The following is a 15,174-nucleotide window of genomic DNA, read 5'->3' on the forward strand; positions in this document are numbered from 1 at the left end:
CGTCCCCCCATTGTGCGCCAGTCTCCCGGGCCCCCGGTCGATCAGACGATCTCCGGGGCCAGGACCACCGGCGTACGCGGGGGTCCCTCGTCGAGCAGCGTGCGGAGCAGCTCGGCGAGTCGTGTCGGGTACACCGTCTCACGGGCCGCCGACAGTTCGGCGGAGGTCCACCACCTCAGCCCCGCGACACTGCGGGTTTCCAGCTCCGTCAGCGCGCCCAGGGCCACCTCGGTCCGTTCGGTGCGGGCCAGGTAGTACCACTCGTCCTGGTGCCAGCGCCGCCCCGCGAAGGGGAAGGAGCAGACGCGCTGCCACACCACCGGCCCGAGCTCCACGTCCGTGAGGCCGGTCTCCTCGGCGAGCTCCCGCAGCGCTGCCCGCTCCCGGGTCTCGTCGCCCTCGACCCCGCCGCCGGGCGTGAACCACCAGGTGTCGGAGGGGTCGTCCGGCTCGTGGCCGTGCAGCAGCAGGATGCGGTCCTGCGGGTCCAGCAGGACCACCCGGGCCACCCGGCGCAGCGGGGTCTCCTCAGGCATCGGCACCGGCCCTCGTCCCGGGGCGCATCCGCGTCCTGGTCAGCCCGCTGGCGATCGGGCCGTACGCCGCCCCGCACAGGATCAGCACGGCTCCGGCCACCACCGACCCGGCCACCAGCTTCACCGGCCCGGGCCGCGACACGCCGCCCGGCAGGGCCGCGAAGCTCCGCGGCCGTTCCACCATCGCGCCCGGCGGCCACGCCACGGCGTCCAGCCGGGCGCTGACCGCGCTGCGCGGCACGGAGCCGTGCCCGGGGTCCTGGAGGTGAACGCGGGAGTCCTGCGAGCTCCCGCGCTCGTCACCGAGCAGGAACAGCTGCCCTTCGGGCACCGAGGCCGAGAACTGGGCGAGGGACGCCGGCCCGGCGGAGCGCAGATACGGTTCTTCGACCGGCTTGCCGTTGATGGTGAGCCGGCCGCCGCCGTCGCAGCAGGCGACCGTGTCGCCGCCGACGCCGACGACCCGCTTGACCATCGGCAGGTCGCCCCAGGCCGGGTCCTCGAAGACCACGACGTCGCCGCGCCGCACATCGGCCCCGTCTATCCGCTGGGCCAGCACGCGGTCCCCGGCGTCGACGGTGGGGGACATCGACTCGGTCGGCACGGTGTAGGGCTGGTACTGGACCGCCCCCCAGGCGAACCCGCCCAGGAAGAGCACACAGCCGACGGCCACGGCCAGTCCCGACAGCGCGCTGCCGAGACGGCCGCGGCCGCCGTCCGTAGTGACGTTCTTGCCCATCCCGGCGCTCCCCACTTCGTCAGCTCGACGATCTGGGACGGCACCCTACCCGCGCTCCCCTACTCGGCGGTATGCCCACCGATCGGACCGGACCGCACACCCGCCCGGGCGCCCTACCCGGACCGGACCGCACGCCCGCCCGGCCGGGCGCCCCGCGCCGACCGGACGCGCTGCGCGGTCAGCCGTCCCGCCGCTTCCGCCGCCACAGGACGACCGGCAGTGCCGTGGCGAGGCCCAGCGCCCCGGGGCCGGCCATCCGCGCGACGGCGCTCGACGCCGCCGCCGCGGTGAGCCCCGGCTGGTCGAACGTTTCCGGCACCGGCAGGGTGGACCAGCGGGTCACCGGCCAGGCCACGACGACCGCACGGCCGACGACCTGGTCGGTGGCGACCGTGCCGCTGCCGGGCAGCTCCTGGTGGTAGCGGGAGTCCAGGGAGTTCTGCCGGTTGTCGCCCATCACCCAGATACGATCCTCGGGCACCTTGATCGGCCCGAACGGCTCGTCGTCGCACGGTGTGGAGCCGGGGTGGATGTAGGCGGTCTCGTTCAGCGGCTTGCCGTTGACGACGACCTTGCCGCCCTTCTTGCAGCTGACGGTGTCGCCGCCGACCGCGATGACCCGCTTGATCAGGTCCTTCTCCTCGGCGGACGGCATCAGGCCGATGAAGCTCAGGAACTTCTGCATCGGGTTGGGGTCCGGAGTGGGCTCGCCCTCGAGCCAGCCGCCCGGGTCGTGGAAGACGACGACCTCGCCGCGCTCCGGCTCGGAGCCGAACCACGGGGTCAGCTTGTCGACCAGTACCCGGTCACCGCGCTGCAGGGTGTTCATCATCGAGTCCGAGGGAATCGAGAACGCCTGCACCAGGAAGGTCTTGATCAGCAGCGCCAGCAGCAGCGCGATGCCGACCAGCAGCGGCAGTTCCTTCCAGAAGGAACGCTGCTGCCTCGGCGCGGGGGGACCGTCGTCGTCGGCGCTTCCCGTCCCGGCCGGACCCGTCTCCGTCCGGTCCGTGTCCGTCCGACCCGCCCCGGTCGGACCGGTCTCGGAGGAGGGCTCCTCGCCGGGGCCGGAAGAGGACGACCGTCCGAACTGCTCGGGCCGCTCCTCGGGCTCGTCGTGTCCGGATCGTGCGCCGACCGCCAAATCCCCCACATCCACTCCTCACTCCGTGCAACCGCCCGCCCCACAGCAGGGGCAGGCCCACCACTCCCATAACGAGCGGGAGTTCCGCAGGGGTCGGGAGCCCGGTCAATCCGTTCACATTCCGAGAGGACACACTATGCGACGCGCCGAGCGCCGTCGCGGTCCCGGTACGCGAGTCCGGTACGGAGGCGAAGGTGTCCGGCTCCTCCAGCCTGCGCCAGTGGTCGAGGGGCCACGCGATGACGACCGCCCGCCCGACGACCTCCTCCTCCGAGACCGTCCCCTGGAACGCCTCGTTCAGGTGGAACCGCGAGTCGGCCGAATTCGACCGGTGGTCCCCCATCACGAAGATCCGCCCCGTCGGCACCCTCACCTCGAACGGGATGGTGGAGGGAACGTCTCCCGGGTTCAGGTACGGCTCGTCGAGCGGTACGCCGTTGACGGTGAGCCTCCGGTCGGCGTCACAGCACCTCACGGTGTCCCCGCCGACCGCGACGACCCGTTTGATCAGGTCCTGCTCGTCCTCCGACGGCAGCAGGCCGATGAAGGTCAGCACCTGCTTGACCTGCTTGACGACCACCGGATCGTCCGCCCTGGGGGTCTGTTCCTGCTGCAGCCAGCCGCCCGGGTCCCGGAACACGACGACGTCACCGCGCCGGGGCTTGGAGCCGAACCAGGGGGTGAGCTTGTCCACCAGGACCCGGTCGTCGATCCTGATCGTCTGCTCCATGGAGCCGGACGGGATGACGAAGGCCTGCACCAGGAAGGTCTTGAGGCCGAGCGCGATGAGCAGCGCCACCATGATGAGGAGCGGGATCTCCTTGACGGCCGAGCGGCGCCGGCGCCGCTTGACCCTGCGGGCCAGTTTGCGCCGCTCCGCGCGTCCCGGCAGGGGCCGGCCGCCGTCCGTGGGCCGTGTGCCGGTGGGCAGCCGGGTGTCGGCCCGGTGGCTCCCCTGCTTGCCGCGGTTACCCATGGCCCCCGCCCGCCGCCCCCGCCGCCTCGGGTACGTCGCGGAAGGCGCCCGTCGGCCGCACCTCCGACCAGCGCCCGAACGGCCACCCGATCCAGTCCGCCCGCCCGATGACCCGCTCCACCGGCACCATGCCGCCGCCCGGGGAGCCGAGGTGGTCGCGGGAGTCGCGGGAGTGGCTGCGGTGGTCCCCCATGACCCACAGGGTTCCCCGGGGTACGACGATGTCGAAGGGCACCTGGGAGGGGACGTCGCCGGGGTACAGGTAGCCCTCGGTCACGGGTACGCCGTTCACTTCGACCCTGCCCCCCTCGTCGCAGCACTTCACGCGGTCGCCTCCCACGCCCACGACGCGCTTCACGAAGTCCGTGTCGGCCGGTTCGGCGAGGCCGAGGGCGGCAGCCGCCCCGTGCAGCAGCCCGGCGACCGGATTGCGCTCAGGAGCCTCCTGGACGAAGGACCCGGTGCCGTCGAAGACGATCACGTCCCCGCGCCCGGGCCCGGAATTGGAACGGTACGCCAGCTTGTTCACCAGCACCCGGTCGCCGATCCGCAGTGTCGGCTCCATGGACCCGCTGGGGATCTGGAAGGGCTGCATCACGAAGTGGCTGAGCAGCAGCAGGAAGACCGCGCAGGCCAGGCCGGTCAGGCCGAACCTCCGCCGGAAGAGCGCGGAGCCCCGGAAAAGCACGGAGCACGGCCGCTCCTCCGCGTCGGAGGAGCGGTCGCGCTCTGTGTGCTGTGCTTCGGTGTCCATCGGAGCCAGATGTTATCCGGCCCGCCTGTGACGTTCGGTGCGAAGCGGTGGCGTGACGGGCTGAGCCAGAGCTCAGTTGTCGCGCTTCTCCTTGATCTTCGCAGCCTTGCCGCGCAGCTCACGCAGGTAGTAGAGCTTGGCGCGACGGACGTCGCCGCGGGTCACGAGCTCGATCTTCTCGAAGATCGGGCTGTGCACCGGGAAGGTGCGCTCGACGCCGACGGAGAAGGAGACCTTGCGGACGGTGAACGTCTCGCTGACGCCCGCGCCCTGGCGGCGGATGACGACGCCCTTGAACTGCTGGATACGCGAGCGGTTGCCCTCGATGACGCGGACGTGGACGTTCACGGTGTCACCGGGACGGAACGCCGGGACGTCGGTGCGCAGCGACCCGGAGTTGACGACGTCGAGCAGGTGGGACATGTGTGTCTGCTTCCTCGCTGATGCCACAGGTCATCAACGGAATATCGAGATGAGATGAGAGTGCCGGCCACTCGGGCGGGCGTCGTGTCCCCCTGTGGCAGGGGCGCGCGCCGGACGGACAGCAGCGGCCTATTCTTCCACGGCCTTGGGCCTGCGCCAAAATCGGCCACCGGGTTCCGGTGCCCAGCCCAGCACGGAGAGGGTCTCCCGGTCCTTCTTGTCGAAGGCCGAGGCGTCGCAGCGCTCGATCAGGTCCGGCCGGTTGCGGGCGGTGCGCCGCAGCGCCTCGTCCCGGCGCCAGCGCGCGATCTTCCCGTGGTGGCCGCTGAGCAGCACGTCGGGGATGCCCCGGCCGCGCCACTCGGGCGGCTTGGTGTAGACGGGGCCTTCCAGCAGGTTGGCCATCGCGCCGGGGGCGAACGAGTCGTCCCGGTGGGACTCCGCGTTGCCGAGGACTCCGGGCAGCAGCCGCGCCACGGCCTCGGTGACGACCAGGACGGCGGCTTCCCCGCCGGCGAGCACGTAGTCGCCGATGGACACCTCGTACACCGGCATCCGGGTGGCGTACTCGTCCGTGACGCGGCGGTCGATGCCTTCGTACCGGGCCGGGGTGAAGATCAGCCAGGGGCGCCGGGACAGTTCGACGGCCAGTTCCTGGGTGAAGGGCCGCCCGCTGGGGGTGGGGACGACCAGCACCGGCCCGTGCGAGCCGGCGTCGTAGCCGGAGGCCAGCACGTCGTCCAGGGCGTCGCCCCAGGGCTCGGTCTTCATCACCATGCCGGGGCCGCCGCCGTAGGGGGTGTCGTCGACGGTGTTGTGCCGGTCGTAGGTCCACTCGCGCAGGTCGTGCACATGGACGTCGAGCCGGCCGCGGGCGCGCGCCTTGCCGACGAGGGAGACGTTCAGCGGTTCCAGGTACTCGGGGAAGATCGTGACGACGTCGAGCCGCATCAGCTCTCGTCCTCCGCGTCCCTGGACGAGGCGATCTCCGCACGGTCGTCGATGAGGCCGGGCGGCGGGGTGATCACGGCCCTCTGCGCGTCGAGGTCGATGTCGGCGACGATCTCCTCGACGAACGGGATCATGACCTCGGTGCCGTCGGGGCGCTCGACCACGAACAGGTCCTGCGAGGGCAGGTGGGAGATCTCGGTGATCCGGCCGACCGGGGTGCCGTCGGCGAGCACGACGTCCAGGTCCATGAGCTGGTGGTCGTAGTACTCGTCGGGCTCCTCCGGACGCTCGTCCGGGTCGACGTCGGCGATGAGCAGGGTGTTGCGCAGCGCCTCGGCGGCGTTGCGGTCCCGTACGCCCTCGAAGCGGAGCAGCAGCCGGCCGCTGTGGACCCGGCCGGTCTCGATGGTCAGCGGCCCGGCCGAGGCCGGGTCCGTGGCCAGTACGGCACCGGGTGCGAGCCGCAGTTCGGGCTCGTCGGTACGCACCTCGACGGTGACCTCGCCCTTGATGCCGTGGGCGCGGCCGATCCGTGCGACTACCAGCTGCACGTCTTCATCTCTCCTGTCATACGACGACGGGCCGGGGTGGGCCGTAGCCCTCCCCGGCCCGTGCCGGCGCATTTAAGGTAAAACAGCCAACTTGTTCAGCGGACCTGGTCCACGTCGACGAGGTCGACGCGGACACCACGGCCGCCGATGGCGCCCACGACGGTGCGCAGGGCGCGAGCGGTGCGGCCGTTGCGGCCGATCACCTTGCCGAGGTCCTCCGGGTGGACCCGGACCTCCAGCACGCGCCCCCGGCGCAGGTCGCGCGAGGCGACCTGCACGTCATCGGGGTTGTCGACGATGCCCTTCACGAGGTGCTCGAGAGCCTCCTCGAGCATGCTCAGGCCTCGGGCGACTCTGCGGCCTTGGCCGCAGACTCAGTCTCGGCCTCGTCCGCCTTCTTGTCGGCCTTCTTCGCCTTCGGGGTGATGGCCTCACCCTTGGTGTCGTCACCCTCGAGCGCCTTGGCGAAGGCGTCGAAGGAGGCGCGCTTGTCTTCCTTGGCCGCCGGGGCGAGCAGCGGCTTCTCGGGGGCGGGGAGCCCCTTAACCTTCTGCCAGTCGCCGGTGAGCTTGAGGATCGCGAGGACCGGCTCGGTCGGCTGGGCGCCGACGGACAGCCAGTACTGCGCACGCTCCGAGTCGACCTCGATGCGCGACGGGTTCTGCACCGGGTGGTACAGGCCGATCTCCTCGATGGCCCGGCCGTCACGGCGGGTACGGGAGTCGGCGACGACGATGCGGTAGTGAGGCGAACGGATCTTGCCCAGACGCTTCAGCTTGATCTTGACTGCCACGGGTGTGGTGTCTCCTGGTCTTGACGTGGTTGGGCACGACGGGATGCCGCGTGGGGTTGCGGTACTCGAGTGCCCGATGGACGCGTCAGCCGGAGGAGAGAGGGGTCCTGTTCGACTGTCGAGTACAGCTAGCCATTGTGCCACATCACCCGGGGTCAGCTCGCCGCGCCCACCGCTTCCGGAATACGGAAGGGCTTGCCGCAGCCGCCGCAGACGATGGGCGCCTGCGCGAGGACCGAGGGCACGACGCGGACGTTGCGTCCGCAGTCGCACACGGCCTTGACCCGCACGCCACCGCCGGAGGAGCCGTGCCGGGCGGCCGGCCCGCGGAAGGAGCGCTTGGTGTCTGCCGCGGTGGCGACCGTGTGCGCCTTGAGGGCACGCTGCAGCCGCTCGATCGTCGGGCGGTACCGGCGCTTGGCCTCGGGGCTGAGCGTGACCAGGGAGAAGCCGCTGCTGGGGTGCGGCTCCTCCGAGTGGTCCAGGCCCATCTCCTCGGCGATCGCCAGGAATCTGCGGTTGTGGTAGCGACCGGCGCGCGAGGTGTCCCGGACGCCGCGTGCGGCGGCGATGCCGTGGACTGCCTCATGGAGCAGTCGTTCGAAGGAGAGCTCGGCGCCACACGCGGACGACGACTCTCCGATCAGGGATTCGGGCGCGGCGAGATCGGGCAGTTCGGGGTGGTGCCGCTGAATGTCGGCCCACGCCTGTGCCAGCTCTGCGGCGAGAACAGGTGGTGTCGTGCTCACGTCGTGACAACGAGCCGGAGTGCCCCCGGGTTCCATTCCGGGGCATCCCAAATAATTTGCACGTACCAGTCAGTTTCCGCTGATGTGCCGTGACGAGGGCCAGTGCGCTGATCTGCGGAGAAGCCGCTCAGCGGCCGACAAGGTGGTACGTAGCGGCGTGCACGCCCCGGCGCGTACCAGGCGCCTGCGCGCCGGGGCACCGACCCCGGCCGGGGGGCGCGCGGCGCGGAAGGCCGCCCGGCGCCGAGTGCGACAGTACCGGGGCCCGGTCCACGGCTGCCCACCGCCCCGGTCCCGGTACCTCTCCGGGTGGTGGAACCGCAGGCCAGGACGGGTCGCGGCGGCCGGGGTCGCTTCCTGGCATGGCGGGAATCCCCGACCCACTCCACTATGGGAGGTGGCTCGCGCCGCACTCGGGGGCGCACGACCGGGGCACGCAAGCATTGCGCCCCCGACCCCTGGACTTGGGGGCGGATGCGGAGTTCCCTGGCTACGGGGAGTGCGAGCGCACGTACAGCGGGGGCTGTCAATCAGGGCACAGACGCACAGATGGACCTCTCGGCGGATTGGGGCGCTTTCGATGACACCTATGCTCGTCCAGCACCACCCCCACCCGGCCTCGGCCCCTCCGGCTTCGGACGCGCCCGGCCGTGCCCGCGACTGGGCGGAGATCCAGGAACGGATGCTGGTTCCGCTCTACGAAGCCGTGTACAAGCATCTGGATGTAGGTACCGGTACGCGGCTGCTCGGTCTCGGATGCGGCTCGGGCCTGGCCCTGCTGATGGCCGCGACGCGCGGCGCCCGGGTCACGGGCGTCGACACGGACCACGCGCGCGTGGAGCTGGCCCGCAAGCGGCTGCTCGCGGACGCGGACGGGCGCGGGCCCCGCCCCCGCGGGGAGACGAGGCTGCTGCACGGCGGGCCGGCCGAGGCCGCGGATCCCACCCGTCCGGCGTACAACCTCATCACGGCCTTCCAGCCGATCGGCTGCACCGCGGGTGACTCCGACGGGCTGGCGCCGGCGCTCGCGACGGCCGTGCGGCTGGCGGAGCGGGGCAGCGCGGTGGTGCTGGCGGGCTGGGGCCCGCCCGAGCGGTGCGCCACGTCGGCGGTGCTCCGCGTGGCCGGCCGGCTCACCGAGCGGCTGCGTGCGGGCACGACATGGCGCCCCGCGCTGCGGGACGACCTGGAGGAGGTGGCCTCACGGGCCGGGCTGAGGCCGGACGGCTCGGGCCGGGTGGCCTGCCCGTTCGGGTACGCGGACCTGGACAGCGCCGTGCGCGGGCTGTTCTCGACCGGCCTGTTCGACCCGGCGGTGGCCGCGTCGGACCAGGCGACGGTGGAGAAGGAGGTCGTCGAGGCCCTCCACCCGCACGTGCGCCCCGACGGCACCGTGTGGATGCCCAACGTGTTCCGCTACCTGGTCGCCAGGACGCCGTGACGGCCGCCGTCAGGGGTCACTCCTTGGCGAGACGGGTGATGCCGGCGGCCCGGTAGGCCGCTTCCTCCTCCAGCGTCTCGTTCTCCAGGAGCGCCGCCGCCAGGGCGTCCAGCCTGGGGCGGTGCTCCTGGAGCAGGCGGCAGGCGCTCCGGTAGCACTCGTCCACGATGCGGCGCATCTCGTGGGCGACATCGTCCAGCGTAACGGGGGCCGCCGACAGGCCGTACGCCTGCTGCGCGTCGCCGGGGATGGCGCTGAGCCGGCCGACCCGCTCGCTCATCCCCCAGCGGCCCGCCATGCCGCGCGCGATGCTGGTGACCTGCTCCAGGTCGCTCTCCGAGCCGGTGGTGACGACACCGAAGACGATGTGCTCGGCCGCCATGCCGCCGAGCGCTCCGATGATCCGGCCCCGCAGGTACTCCTCGGTGTACGCGTACTTGTCGGCGTCCGGCGTCGAGAGGGTCACGCCCAGGGCCCGGCCGCGCGGGACGATGGTGACCTTGCGGACCGGGTCGGCGCCGGGCTGGAGCATCCCGAGCAGCGCGTGGCCGCTCTCGTGGTACGCGGTGCGGCGCCGCTCCTCCAGAGGCATGACGAGGGCGCGTTCGGCGCCGAGCTGGACCTTCTCCAGCGCGTCGGAGAAGTCCGAGCGGGTGACCTGGTGCTGCCGTCGCTTGACCGCGAGGAGGGCGGCCTCGTTCGCGAGGTTGGCCAGTTCGGCGCCGGTCATGCCCGGCGTGGTGCGGGCGACCTGGGTGAGGTCCACGTCTCCGGACAGCGGGATGTCGCGGGTGTGGATGCGGAGGATCGCCTCGCGGCCGCCCCGGTCGGGCGGGCTGACGTGCACGATCCGGTCGAAGCGGCCGGGCCGGGTGAGGGCCGGGTCCAGGACGTCCGCGCGGTTGGTGGCCGCGATGACGATGACGCCCTCGGAGCCGGAGAAGCCGTCCATCTCGGTGAGGATCTGGTTTAGCGTCTGTTCCCGCTCGTCGTGGCCGCCCACGGCCGCGCCGCCGCCCCTGACGCGGCCGATGGTGTCGATCTCGTCGATGAAGACGATCGCCGGTGCGACCTTGCGCGCCTCGTTGAAGAGTTCCCGTACGCGCGAGGCGCCGACGCCCACGATCATCTCGATGAACTCGGACGCCGACGCGGAGAAGAACGGCACACCGGCCTCACCAGCCACGGCCCGGGCCAGCAGCGTCTTGCCGGTGCCGGGCGGGCCGGCCAGCAGCACCCCGCGCGGCATCTTGGCCCCCATCCTCCGGTACGCCTGCGGGTTCCTGAGGAAGTCGACGACGTCGTTGAGCTCGCCCTCCACCTCGTCGATGCCCGCCACGTCGGCGAAGGTGGTGCGCCTGCCCGCCTCCAGTTCGACCGGTTTCGGCGGCGCCTTGCGGCCGAGCACGCCGCCCGCGCCGAACCCGGCGCCACCCCTCATGCGCCGGGCGACGACCAGCCACAGGACGACGAGCAGCAGGATCGGCGCCAGCGAGTACAGCAGGTTGGCCAGCACGCTGGGCTTCTCGACGACCGGCTCGGCGGTCACGGTGACCTTCTGCTTCGTCAGCTCGGCCCACAGGCCGTCGTCGGCGAAGGCGGGCCGCTGGGTGGTGAAGCGTTCCTTGCTCTTGAGCTCGCCCTCGATGGCGTCGCCCTTGGAGTAGATCCTGGCGACCTTCCCGTCCGCGACCTGCCGGCTGAACTCGGTGTACGAGATGCTGCGCTCGTCCCCCTCGCCGAACACGGACAGGGCCAGGTTGGTCACGCCGAAGACCGCCAGCGCGGCGAGGAGCAGCCAGACCCAGCCTGGCGTCCTCCGGCGCGGCGGGGGCGGCGGCGGTGCGCCCTCGGAGCGCCAGGGCTGGTCGGTGCGGTCGCGCGGGGGTACGGGATTGGCCACGCAGCCATGATGCGAGAGTCGGGCTTACGCGGCATTACGGACACCGCCGGTGCCGGGCGCCGGTACCCGTACACGCGGAGGGGCGTCCACCGACCGGTGGACGCCCCTGATGACACGACGGCTGTTCAGCCCATGAACTTCTTGAACTCGTCGGGCAGCTCGAAGTCCTGGCCCGGCCGGCCGGCCGGGAGCCCGAAGGCGCCGCCCTGCTGGGCCTGTTCGCGGCGGGCGGCCTCGGCCTGCTCCTCGGCCTTCCGCTTCATCGGGTTGCCGCTCTTGCGCTTGCCCTTGGCCTGCTTCTGCTGCTTCTTCTGCCGGCCCGGACCGCCGCCCATGCCGGGAATCCCCGGCATGCCGGGCATGCCGCCGCCCTGGGCCATGCGGGACATCATCTTGCGGGCCTCGAAGAACCGCTCGACCAGCGACTTGACCGCGCTGACCTCGACACCGGAACCCCGGGCGATACGCGCCCGGCGCGACCCGTTGATGATCGTCGGGTCCTGGCGCTCGCCCGGCGTCATCGACTTGATGATCGCGGCCGTACGGTCCACGTCACGCTCGTCGATGTTGTTGATCTGCTCCTTCATCTGGGCCATGCCCGGGAGCATGCCGAGCAGCTTGGAGATGGAGCCCATCTTCCTGACCTGCTCCATCTGGGCCAGGAAGTCGTCGAGGGTGAAGTCCTTGCCCTTGCTGCTCGCCAGCTTGGAGGCCATCTTGGCGGCCTCTTCCTGGCTGAAGGTCTGCTCGGCCTTCTCGATCAGCGAGAGCACGTCGCCCATGCCGAGGATGCGGGACGCCATGCGGTCCGGGTGGAACGCGTCGAATTCGTCCAGCTTCTCGCCGTTGGAGGCGAACATGATCTGCCGGCCGGTGACGTGCGCGATCGACAGCGCGGCACCACCGCGGGCGTCGCCGTCGAGCTTGGACAGCACGACGCCGTCGAACCCGACGCCGTCGCGGAAGGCCTCGGCGGTGTTGACCGCGTCCTGGCCGATCATGGCGTCGACGACGAAGAGGACCTCGTCGGGGCTGACGGCGTCGCGGATGTCCGCGGCCTGCCGCATCAGCTCCTGGTCGATGCCGAGACGGCCGGCGGTGTCGACGATGACGATGTCGTACTGCTTGGCGCGCGCGTACTCGATGGAGTCCTTGGCGACCTGGACCGGGTCGCCGACGCCGTTGCCCGGCTCCGGCGCGTAGACGCCGACCCCGGCGCGCTCGGCGACGACCGACAGCTGGTTCACGGCGTTGGGGCGCTGGAGGTCGCAGGCGACGAGCAGCGGGGAGTGGCCCTGGCCCTTCAGCCAGAGGCCGAGCTTTCCGGCGAGGGTGGTCTTACCGGCACCCTGGAGACCCGCCAGCATGATCACGGTCGGCGCGGTCTTGGCGAACCGCAGCCGGCGCGTCTCGCCGCCGAGGATGCCGACGAGCTCCTCGTTGACGATCTTGATGACCTGCTGGGCGGGGTTCAGCGCCTGCGAGACCTCGGCCCCGAGCGCCCGCTCCTTGACCTGCTTGATGAAGGCACGCACGACGGGCAGCGCCACGTCGGCTTCCAGCAGTGCGATACGGATCTCGCGGGCGGTGGCGTCGATGTCCGCCTCGGACAGGCGCCCCTTGCCCCGGAGGTTCTTGAATGTCGCTGCAAGGCGGTCGGAGAGGGTATCGAACACGGCGGTCGCGGATCCTCGGGTGTAGGGGGAAGGGGACGGTCGCCCCCCAGGGTATCCGCCTCGCGGGGCGGAGCATCAGCCCCGCCCGGAAGCGGTACCGCGCCTAGCGGTTCCGCAGATCGGCCTCCAGGGCGCGGGCCACCTCCGACGCCTCCTCCGCCGGGAGCGGGGCGCCCTTGGCGTCCGTGACGTAGAACGCGTCCACCGCGTCGGCGCCGAGCGTGGAGACGTGGGCGCTGCGGACCCGGATCGCGGCCGTTTCGAGGGCGCGGCCGATGCGGTGCAGCAGGCCGGGCGCGTCGTGGGCGCGGACCTCGATGACCGTGGCCAGGGACGAGCCGGCCGCGGCGACCGTGACCCGCGGCGGCGGGGCCGTGCCGCCCCGGCGGCGCGGGTAGGCGGCTTCGCGCTCGGCCAGCCGGGACGCGATGTCCAGGGAGCCGTCGAGGGCCCGGACCAGGTCGGCGCGCAGCCGGGTGGCCTGCGGGAGGGACCCGTACTCCGCCGCGACGCGCCAGTTCAGTACGAGCACGGCGGCGGGGCCGAGCTCGGTGGGCAGGTCGATGGCGCGCAGGTCGGCGGAGCGGACGGTCAGCCGGTGCAGGGCGAGCACCCCGGCGACGGTGGGCAGCACGCCCGGCTGGTCGGGCAGGGCGATGAGGAGCTCGACGCCGACCGGTTCCGGTTCGGTGTGGTCGGCGGGGTGCTCGGCGTGGAGGGTCAGCACCGGTTCGCCGGTGCGGAGGGCCTCGACGGCGAGGCGTTCCTCCTCGGTGCCGGGTGCGGTGGGCTCGGGGGCGGGCGGGGCGTTGCCGGCGAGGACGCCCGCGACGCGCCGGACGAGGTCGGCGACGAGCGAGGCGCGCCAGGAGGACCAGGCGGCGGGACCGGTGGCCAGGGCGTCGGCCTCGGTGAGGGCGTGCAGCAGCTCCAGCGTCGCGGGCGATCCGATGGCCGTGGCGACGGACCGGATGGTGGCCGGGTCGTCCAGATCCCGGCGGGTGGCGGTCTCGACGAGGAGGAGGTGGTGGCGTACGAGGGTGGCCAGCACCTGCGCGTCGGCGCGGTCGAAGCCGATCCGGCCGGCCACGTCGCGGGCGATGGTCTCGCCCGCCACGGAGTGGTCGCCGGGCCAGCCCTTGCCGATGTCGTGGAGGAGGGCGGCGACCAGCAGCAGGTCGGGGCGGCCGACGCGGCGGGTGAGCGCGGAGGCGCGCACGGCGGTCTCGACCAGGTGGCGGTCGACGGTCCAGGTGTGGACGGGGTTGCGCTGCGGGCGGCAGCGGACGCGCTCCCAGTCGGGGATCAGGCGGGTGATGAGGCCGCCGGCCTCCAGCGCCTCCCAGACGGGGACGGTGGCCTCGCCCGCGCCGAGGAGGGTCGCCAGTTGCTCGCGGGCCTCGGCGGGCCAGGGCTCGGGCAGCGGCCGGGTGGTGGCGGCGAGGTGGCGTACGGCGTGCGGGGAGAGGGTCAGCCCGGACTGGGCGGCCGCCGCGGCGGCCCGGAGCGGCAGGACCGGGTCGCGCTCGGGGCGGGCGGTACGGGCGAGCACGACCTCGCCGTCCATCTCGACGACGCCCTCGGCGAGCGGGGTGCGGACGACGGGCGGCTTGCCGCCCAGCATCTTGCGCAGCCTGGGGCGTACGGAGCGGGCGCGCAGGACGCGGTTGACCTCGCGCCAGGTGACGTCACCGGCGTACGAGATGGTGCGGGCGGCCTCGTAGACCTGGCGGAGCAGGGTGTCGGAGTCCAGCAGGTCCAGGGCACCGGCCACCTGGTCCTGTTCCTGCAGGGCCAGGCGGTCGGTGGCCCGCCCGGTGACGAGGTGGAGGGCGTCGCGGGCGTCGAGAAGGGTGCGGCGCGCCTCGGCGAGCCCTTCGCGCGGGGCGTCGGCGACCCAGGATGCGGCGACCGCCCGCAGCGCGGTGGCGTCGCGCAGTCCGCCCCGCGCCTCCTTGAGGTCGGGTTCGAGAAGGTACTGGAGCTCCCCCTGGCGTTCGGCGCGTTCGCGGCACAGCTCGTCGAGTTCGGGCAGCCGTTTGGGGGCCTGGTTGCGCCAGTCGGCGAGGACGGCCGTCCGCAGTCCGGTGACCAGCCCGAGGTCGCCCGCGAGGTGGCGGGCGTCGAGAAGGCCCAGCTGGACCTTCAGGTCCTCGGCGGCGGTCCTGCGGGCCTCGGCCGGGGTGCGGACGGAGTGGTCCAGGGCGAGGCCCAGGTCCCAGACCGGGTACCAGACGCGGTCCGCGAGCGCCGCGACGGCGGCGGGGTCGACGGTGCCGTCGTGCAGGAGGAGCAGGTCGAGGTCGCTGCGGGGGGACAGCTCGCCGCGTCCGTAGCCGCCGACCGCGACCAGGGCGGTGCCGCGGGGCGGGGCGGCGGCGTCGTGGAGGGCCGCCAGCCATTCGTCGGTGAGCCGCGCCAGGGCGGCACGGCGCGGCGGCCCGGACGGCGCCTCCTGTCGCAGGAGGCGCAGCCGGGCCACCGCGTAGCCGCTGGGTCCCGAGTCTTCGCCGGTCACTTCGGTACTCGTCACCCGTG

The 15,174-nt window shown here is 72.5% G+C and carries 14 protein-coding genes and 1 pseudogene; 1 reads left to right on the top strand and 14 read right to left on the bottom strand.

What is annotated here, in order from left to right:
* Nucleotides 1–41: 41 nt before the first annotated feature.
* The 11 genes and pseudogenes from AC07DW_RS23200 to AC07DW_RS23250 all read right to left on the bottom strand — a co-directional run bounded on the left by AC07DW_RS23200 (nucleotide 42) and on the right by AC07DW_RS23250 (nucleotide 7,616).
* Complete coding sequence (locus AC07DW_RS23200; RefSeq protein WP_478859586.1) at nucleotides 42–536, bottom strand: NUDIX hydrolase; 495 nt, start codon at nucleotides 534–536, stop codon at nucleotides 42–44.
* The gene (gene lepB / locus AC07DW_RS23205) at nucleotides 529–1,275 is read right to left on the bottom strand and encodes a signal peptidase I (RefSeq protein ID WP_478859587.1); all 747 of its coding nucleotides are present in this window, start codon (nucleotides 1,273–1,275) and stop codon (nucleotides 529–531) included. The genes AC07DW_RS23200 and lepB (AC07DW_RS23205) overlap by 8 nt, the downstream gene beginning before the upstream one ends.
* 178 nt (nucleotides 1,276–1,453) lie before the next feature.
* Nucleotides 1,454–2,419, bottom strand: coding sequence for a signal peptidase I (lepB, locus tag AC07DW_RS23210; protein WP_478859588.1), 966 nt, complete (start codon nucleotides 2,417–2,419; stop codon nucleotides 1,454–1,456).
* A pseudogene (lepB, locus tag AC07DW_RS23215) lies at nucleotides 2,361–3,395 on the bottom strand (signal peptidase I); the annotation flags it as partial. The pseudogene lepB (AC07DW_RS23215) and the gene lepB (AC07DW_RS23210), both read right to left, overlap by 59 nt.
* Nucleotides 3,388–4,149, bottom strand: coding sequence for a signal peptidase I (gene lepB / locus AC07DW_RS23220; RefSeq protein WP_478859589.1), 762 nt, complete (start codon nucleotides 4,147–4,149; stop codon nucleotides 3,388–3,390). The gene lepB (AC07DW_RS23220) and the pseudogene lepB (AC07DW_RS23215), both read right to left, overlap by 8 nt.
* 72 nt (nucleotides 4,150–4,221) lie before the next feature.
* Nucleotides 4,222–4,572: a 50S ribosomal protein L19 gene (gene rplS / locus AC07DW_RS23225; RefSeq protein WP_478859590.1), complete on the bottom strand. Its 351-nt coding sequence runs from the start codon at nucleotides 4,570–4,572 to the stop codon at nucleotides 4,222–4,224.
* 129 nt (nucleotides 4,573–4,701) lie between these two features.
* Nucleotides 4,702–5,523: a tRNA (guanosine(37)-N1)-methyltransferase TrmD gene (gene trmD, locus AC07DW_RS23230; RefSeq protein WP_478859591.1), complete on the bottom strand. Its 822-nt coding sequence runs from the start codon at nucleotides 5,521–5,523 to the stop codon at nucleotides 4,702–4,704.
* Nucleotides 5,523–6,074, bottom strand: a complete 552-nt coding sequence (gene rimM / locus AC07DW_RS23235) for a ribosome maturation factor RimM (protein WP_478859592.1) — start codon at nucleotides 6,072–6,074, stop codon at nucleotides 5,523–5,525. The genes trmD and rimM overlap by 1 nt, the downstream gene beginning before the upstream one ends.
* Before the next feature lie 95 nt (nucleotides 6,075–6,169).
* Entirely contained in the window at nucleotides 6,170–6,409 is a 240-nt protein-coding gene (locus AC07DW_RS23240; protein WP_020942485.1) for an RNA-binding protein, read from the bottom strand.
* Nucleotides 6,410–6,411: 2 nt separating this feature from the next.
* Nucleotides 6,412–6,867: a 30S ribosomal protein S16 gene (gene rpsP, locus AC07DW_RS23245; RefSeq protein ID WP_478859593.1), complete on the bottom strand. Its 456-nt coding sequence runs from the start codon at nucleotides 6,865–6,867 to the stop codon at nucleotides 6,412–6,414.
* 155 nt (nucleotides 6,868–7,022) lie between these two features.
* A complete protein-coding gene (locus tag AC07DW_RS23250; protein ID WP_198944041.1) occupies nucleotides 7,023–7,616 on the bottom strand; it encodes a hypothetical protein in 594 nt (197 codons plus the stop codon).
* Nucleotides 7,617–8,196: 580 nt separating this feature from the next.
* Between AC07DW_RS23250 and AC07DW_RS23255 the strand changes: the two genes are divergently transcribed.
* The gene (locus AC07DW_RS23255; protein ID WP_478859594.1) at nucleotides 8,197–9,057 is read left to right on the top strand and encodes a methyltransferase domain-containing protein; all 861 of its coding nucleotides are present in this window, start codon (nucleotides 8,197–8,199) and stop codon (nucleotides 9,055–9,057) included.
* A 16-nt stretch (nucleotides 9,058–9,073) separates the two neighbouring features.
* Here the strand turns inward: AC07DW_RS23255 and ftsH are convergent, their stop codons facing one another.
* From ftsH to AC07DW_RS23270, 3 genes are all read right to left on the bottom strand, one after another.
* Nucleotides 9,074–10,960, bottom strand: coding sequence for an ATP-dependent zinc metalloprotease FtsH (gene ftsH / locus AC07DW_RS23260; protein WP_478859595.1), 1,887 nt, complete (start codon nucleotides 10,958–10,960; stop codon nucleotides 9,074–9,076).
* A 125-nt stretch (nucleotides 10,961–11,085) separates the two neighbouring features.
* Nucleotides 11,086–12,636, bottom strand: a complete 1,551-nt coding sequence (gene ffh / locus AC07DW_RS23265) for a signal recognition particle protein (protein WP_478859596.1) — start codon at nucleotides 12,634–12,636, stop codon at nucleotides 11,086–11,088.
* 103 nt (nucleotides 12,637–12,739) lie between these two features.
* Nucleotides 12,740–15,169, bottom strand: a complete 2,430-nt coding sequence (locus AC07DW_RS23270) for a [protein-PII] uridylyltransferase (protein WP_478859597.1) — start codon at nucleotides 15,167–15,169, stop codon at nucleotides 12,740–12,742.
* Nucleotides 15,170–15,174: the final 5 nt, after the last annotated feature.

The organism is Streptomyces sp. NPDC045701 (genome assembly GCF_056432045.1).

Excerpts from the sequence above, each read along its gene's own strand:
- AC07DW_RS23200 (WP_478859586.1), bottom strand. The coding sequence starts at position 536 with ATGCCTGAGGAGACCCCGCTGCGCCGGGTGGCCCGGGTGGTCCTGCTG.
- lepB (WP_478859587.1), bottom strand. The coding sequence starts at position 1,275 with ATGGGCAAGAACGTCACTACGGACGGCGGCCGCGGCCGTCTCGGCAGC.
- lepB (WP_478859589.1), bottom strand. The coding sequence starts at position 4,149 with ATGGACACCGAAGCACAGCACACAGAGCGCGACCGCTCCTCCGACGCG.
- rplS (WP_478859590.1), bottom strand. The coding sequence starts at position 4,572 with ATGTCCCACCTGCTCGACGTCGTCAACTCCGGGTCGCTGCGCACCGAC.
- trmD (WP_478859591.1), bottom strand. The coding sequence starts at position 5,523 with ATGCGGCTCGACGTCGTCACGATCTTCCCCGAGTACCTGGAACCGCTG.
- AC07DW_RS23240 (WP_020942485.1), bottom strand. The coding sequence starts at position 6,409 with ATGCTCGAGGAGGCTCTCGAGCACCTCGTGAAGGGCATCGTCGACAAC.
- AC07DW_RS23255 (WP_478859594.1), top strand. The coding sequence starts at position 8,197 with ATGACACCTATGCTCGTCCAGCACCACCCCCACCCGGCCTCGGCCCCT.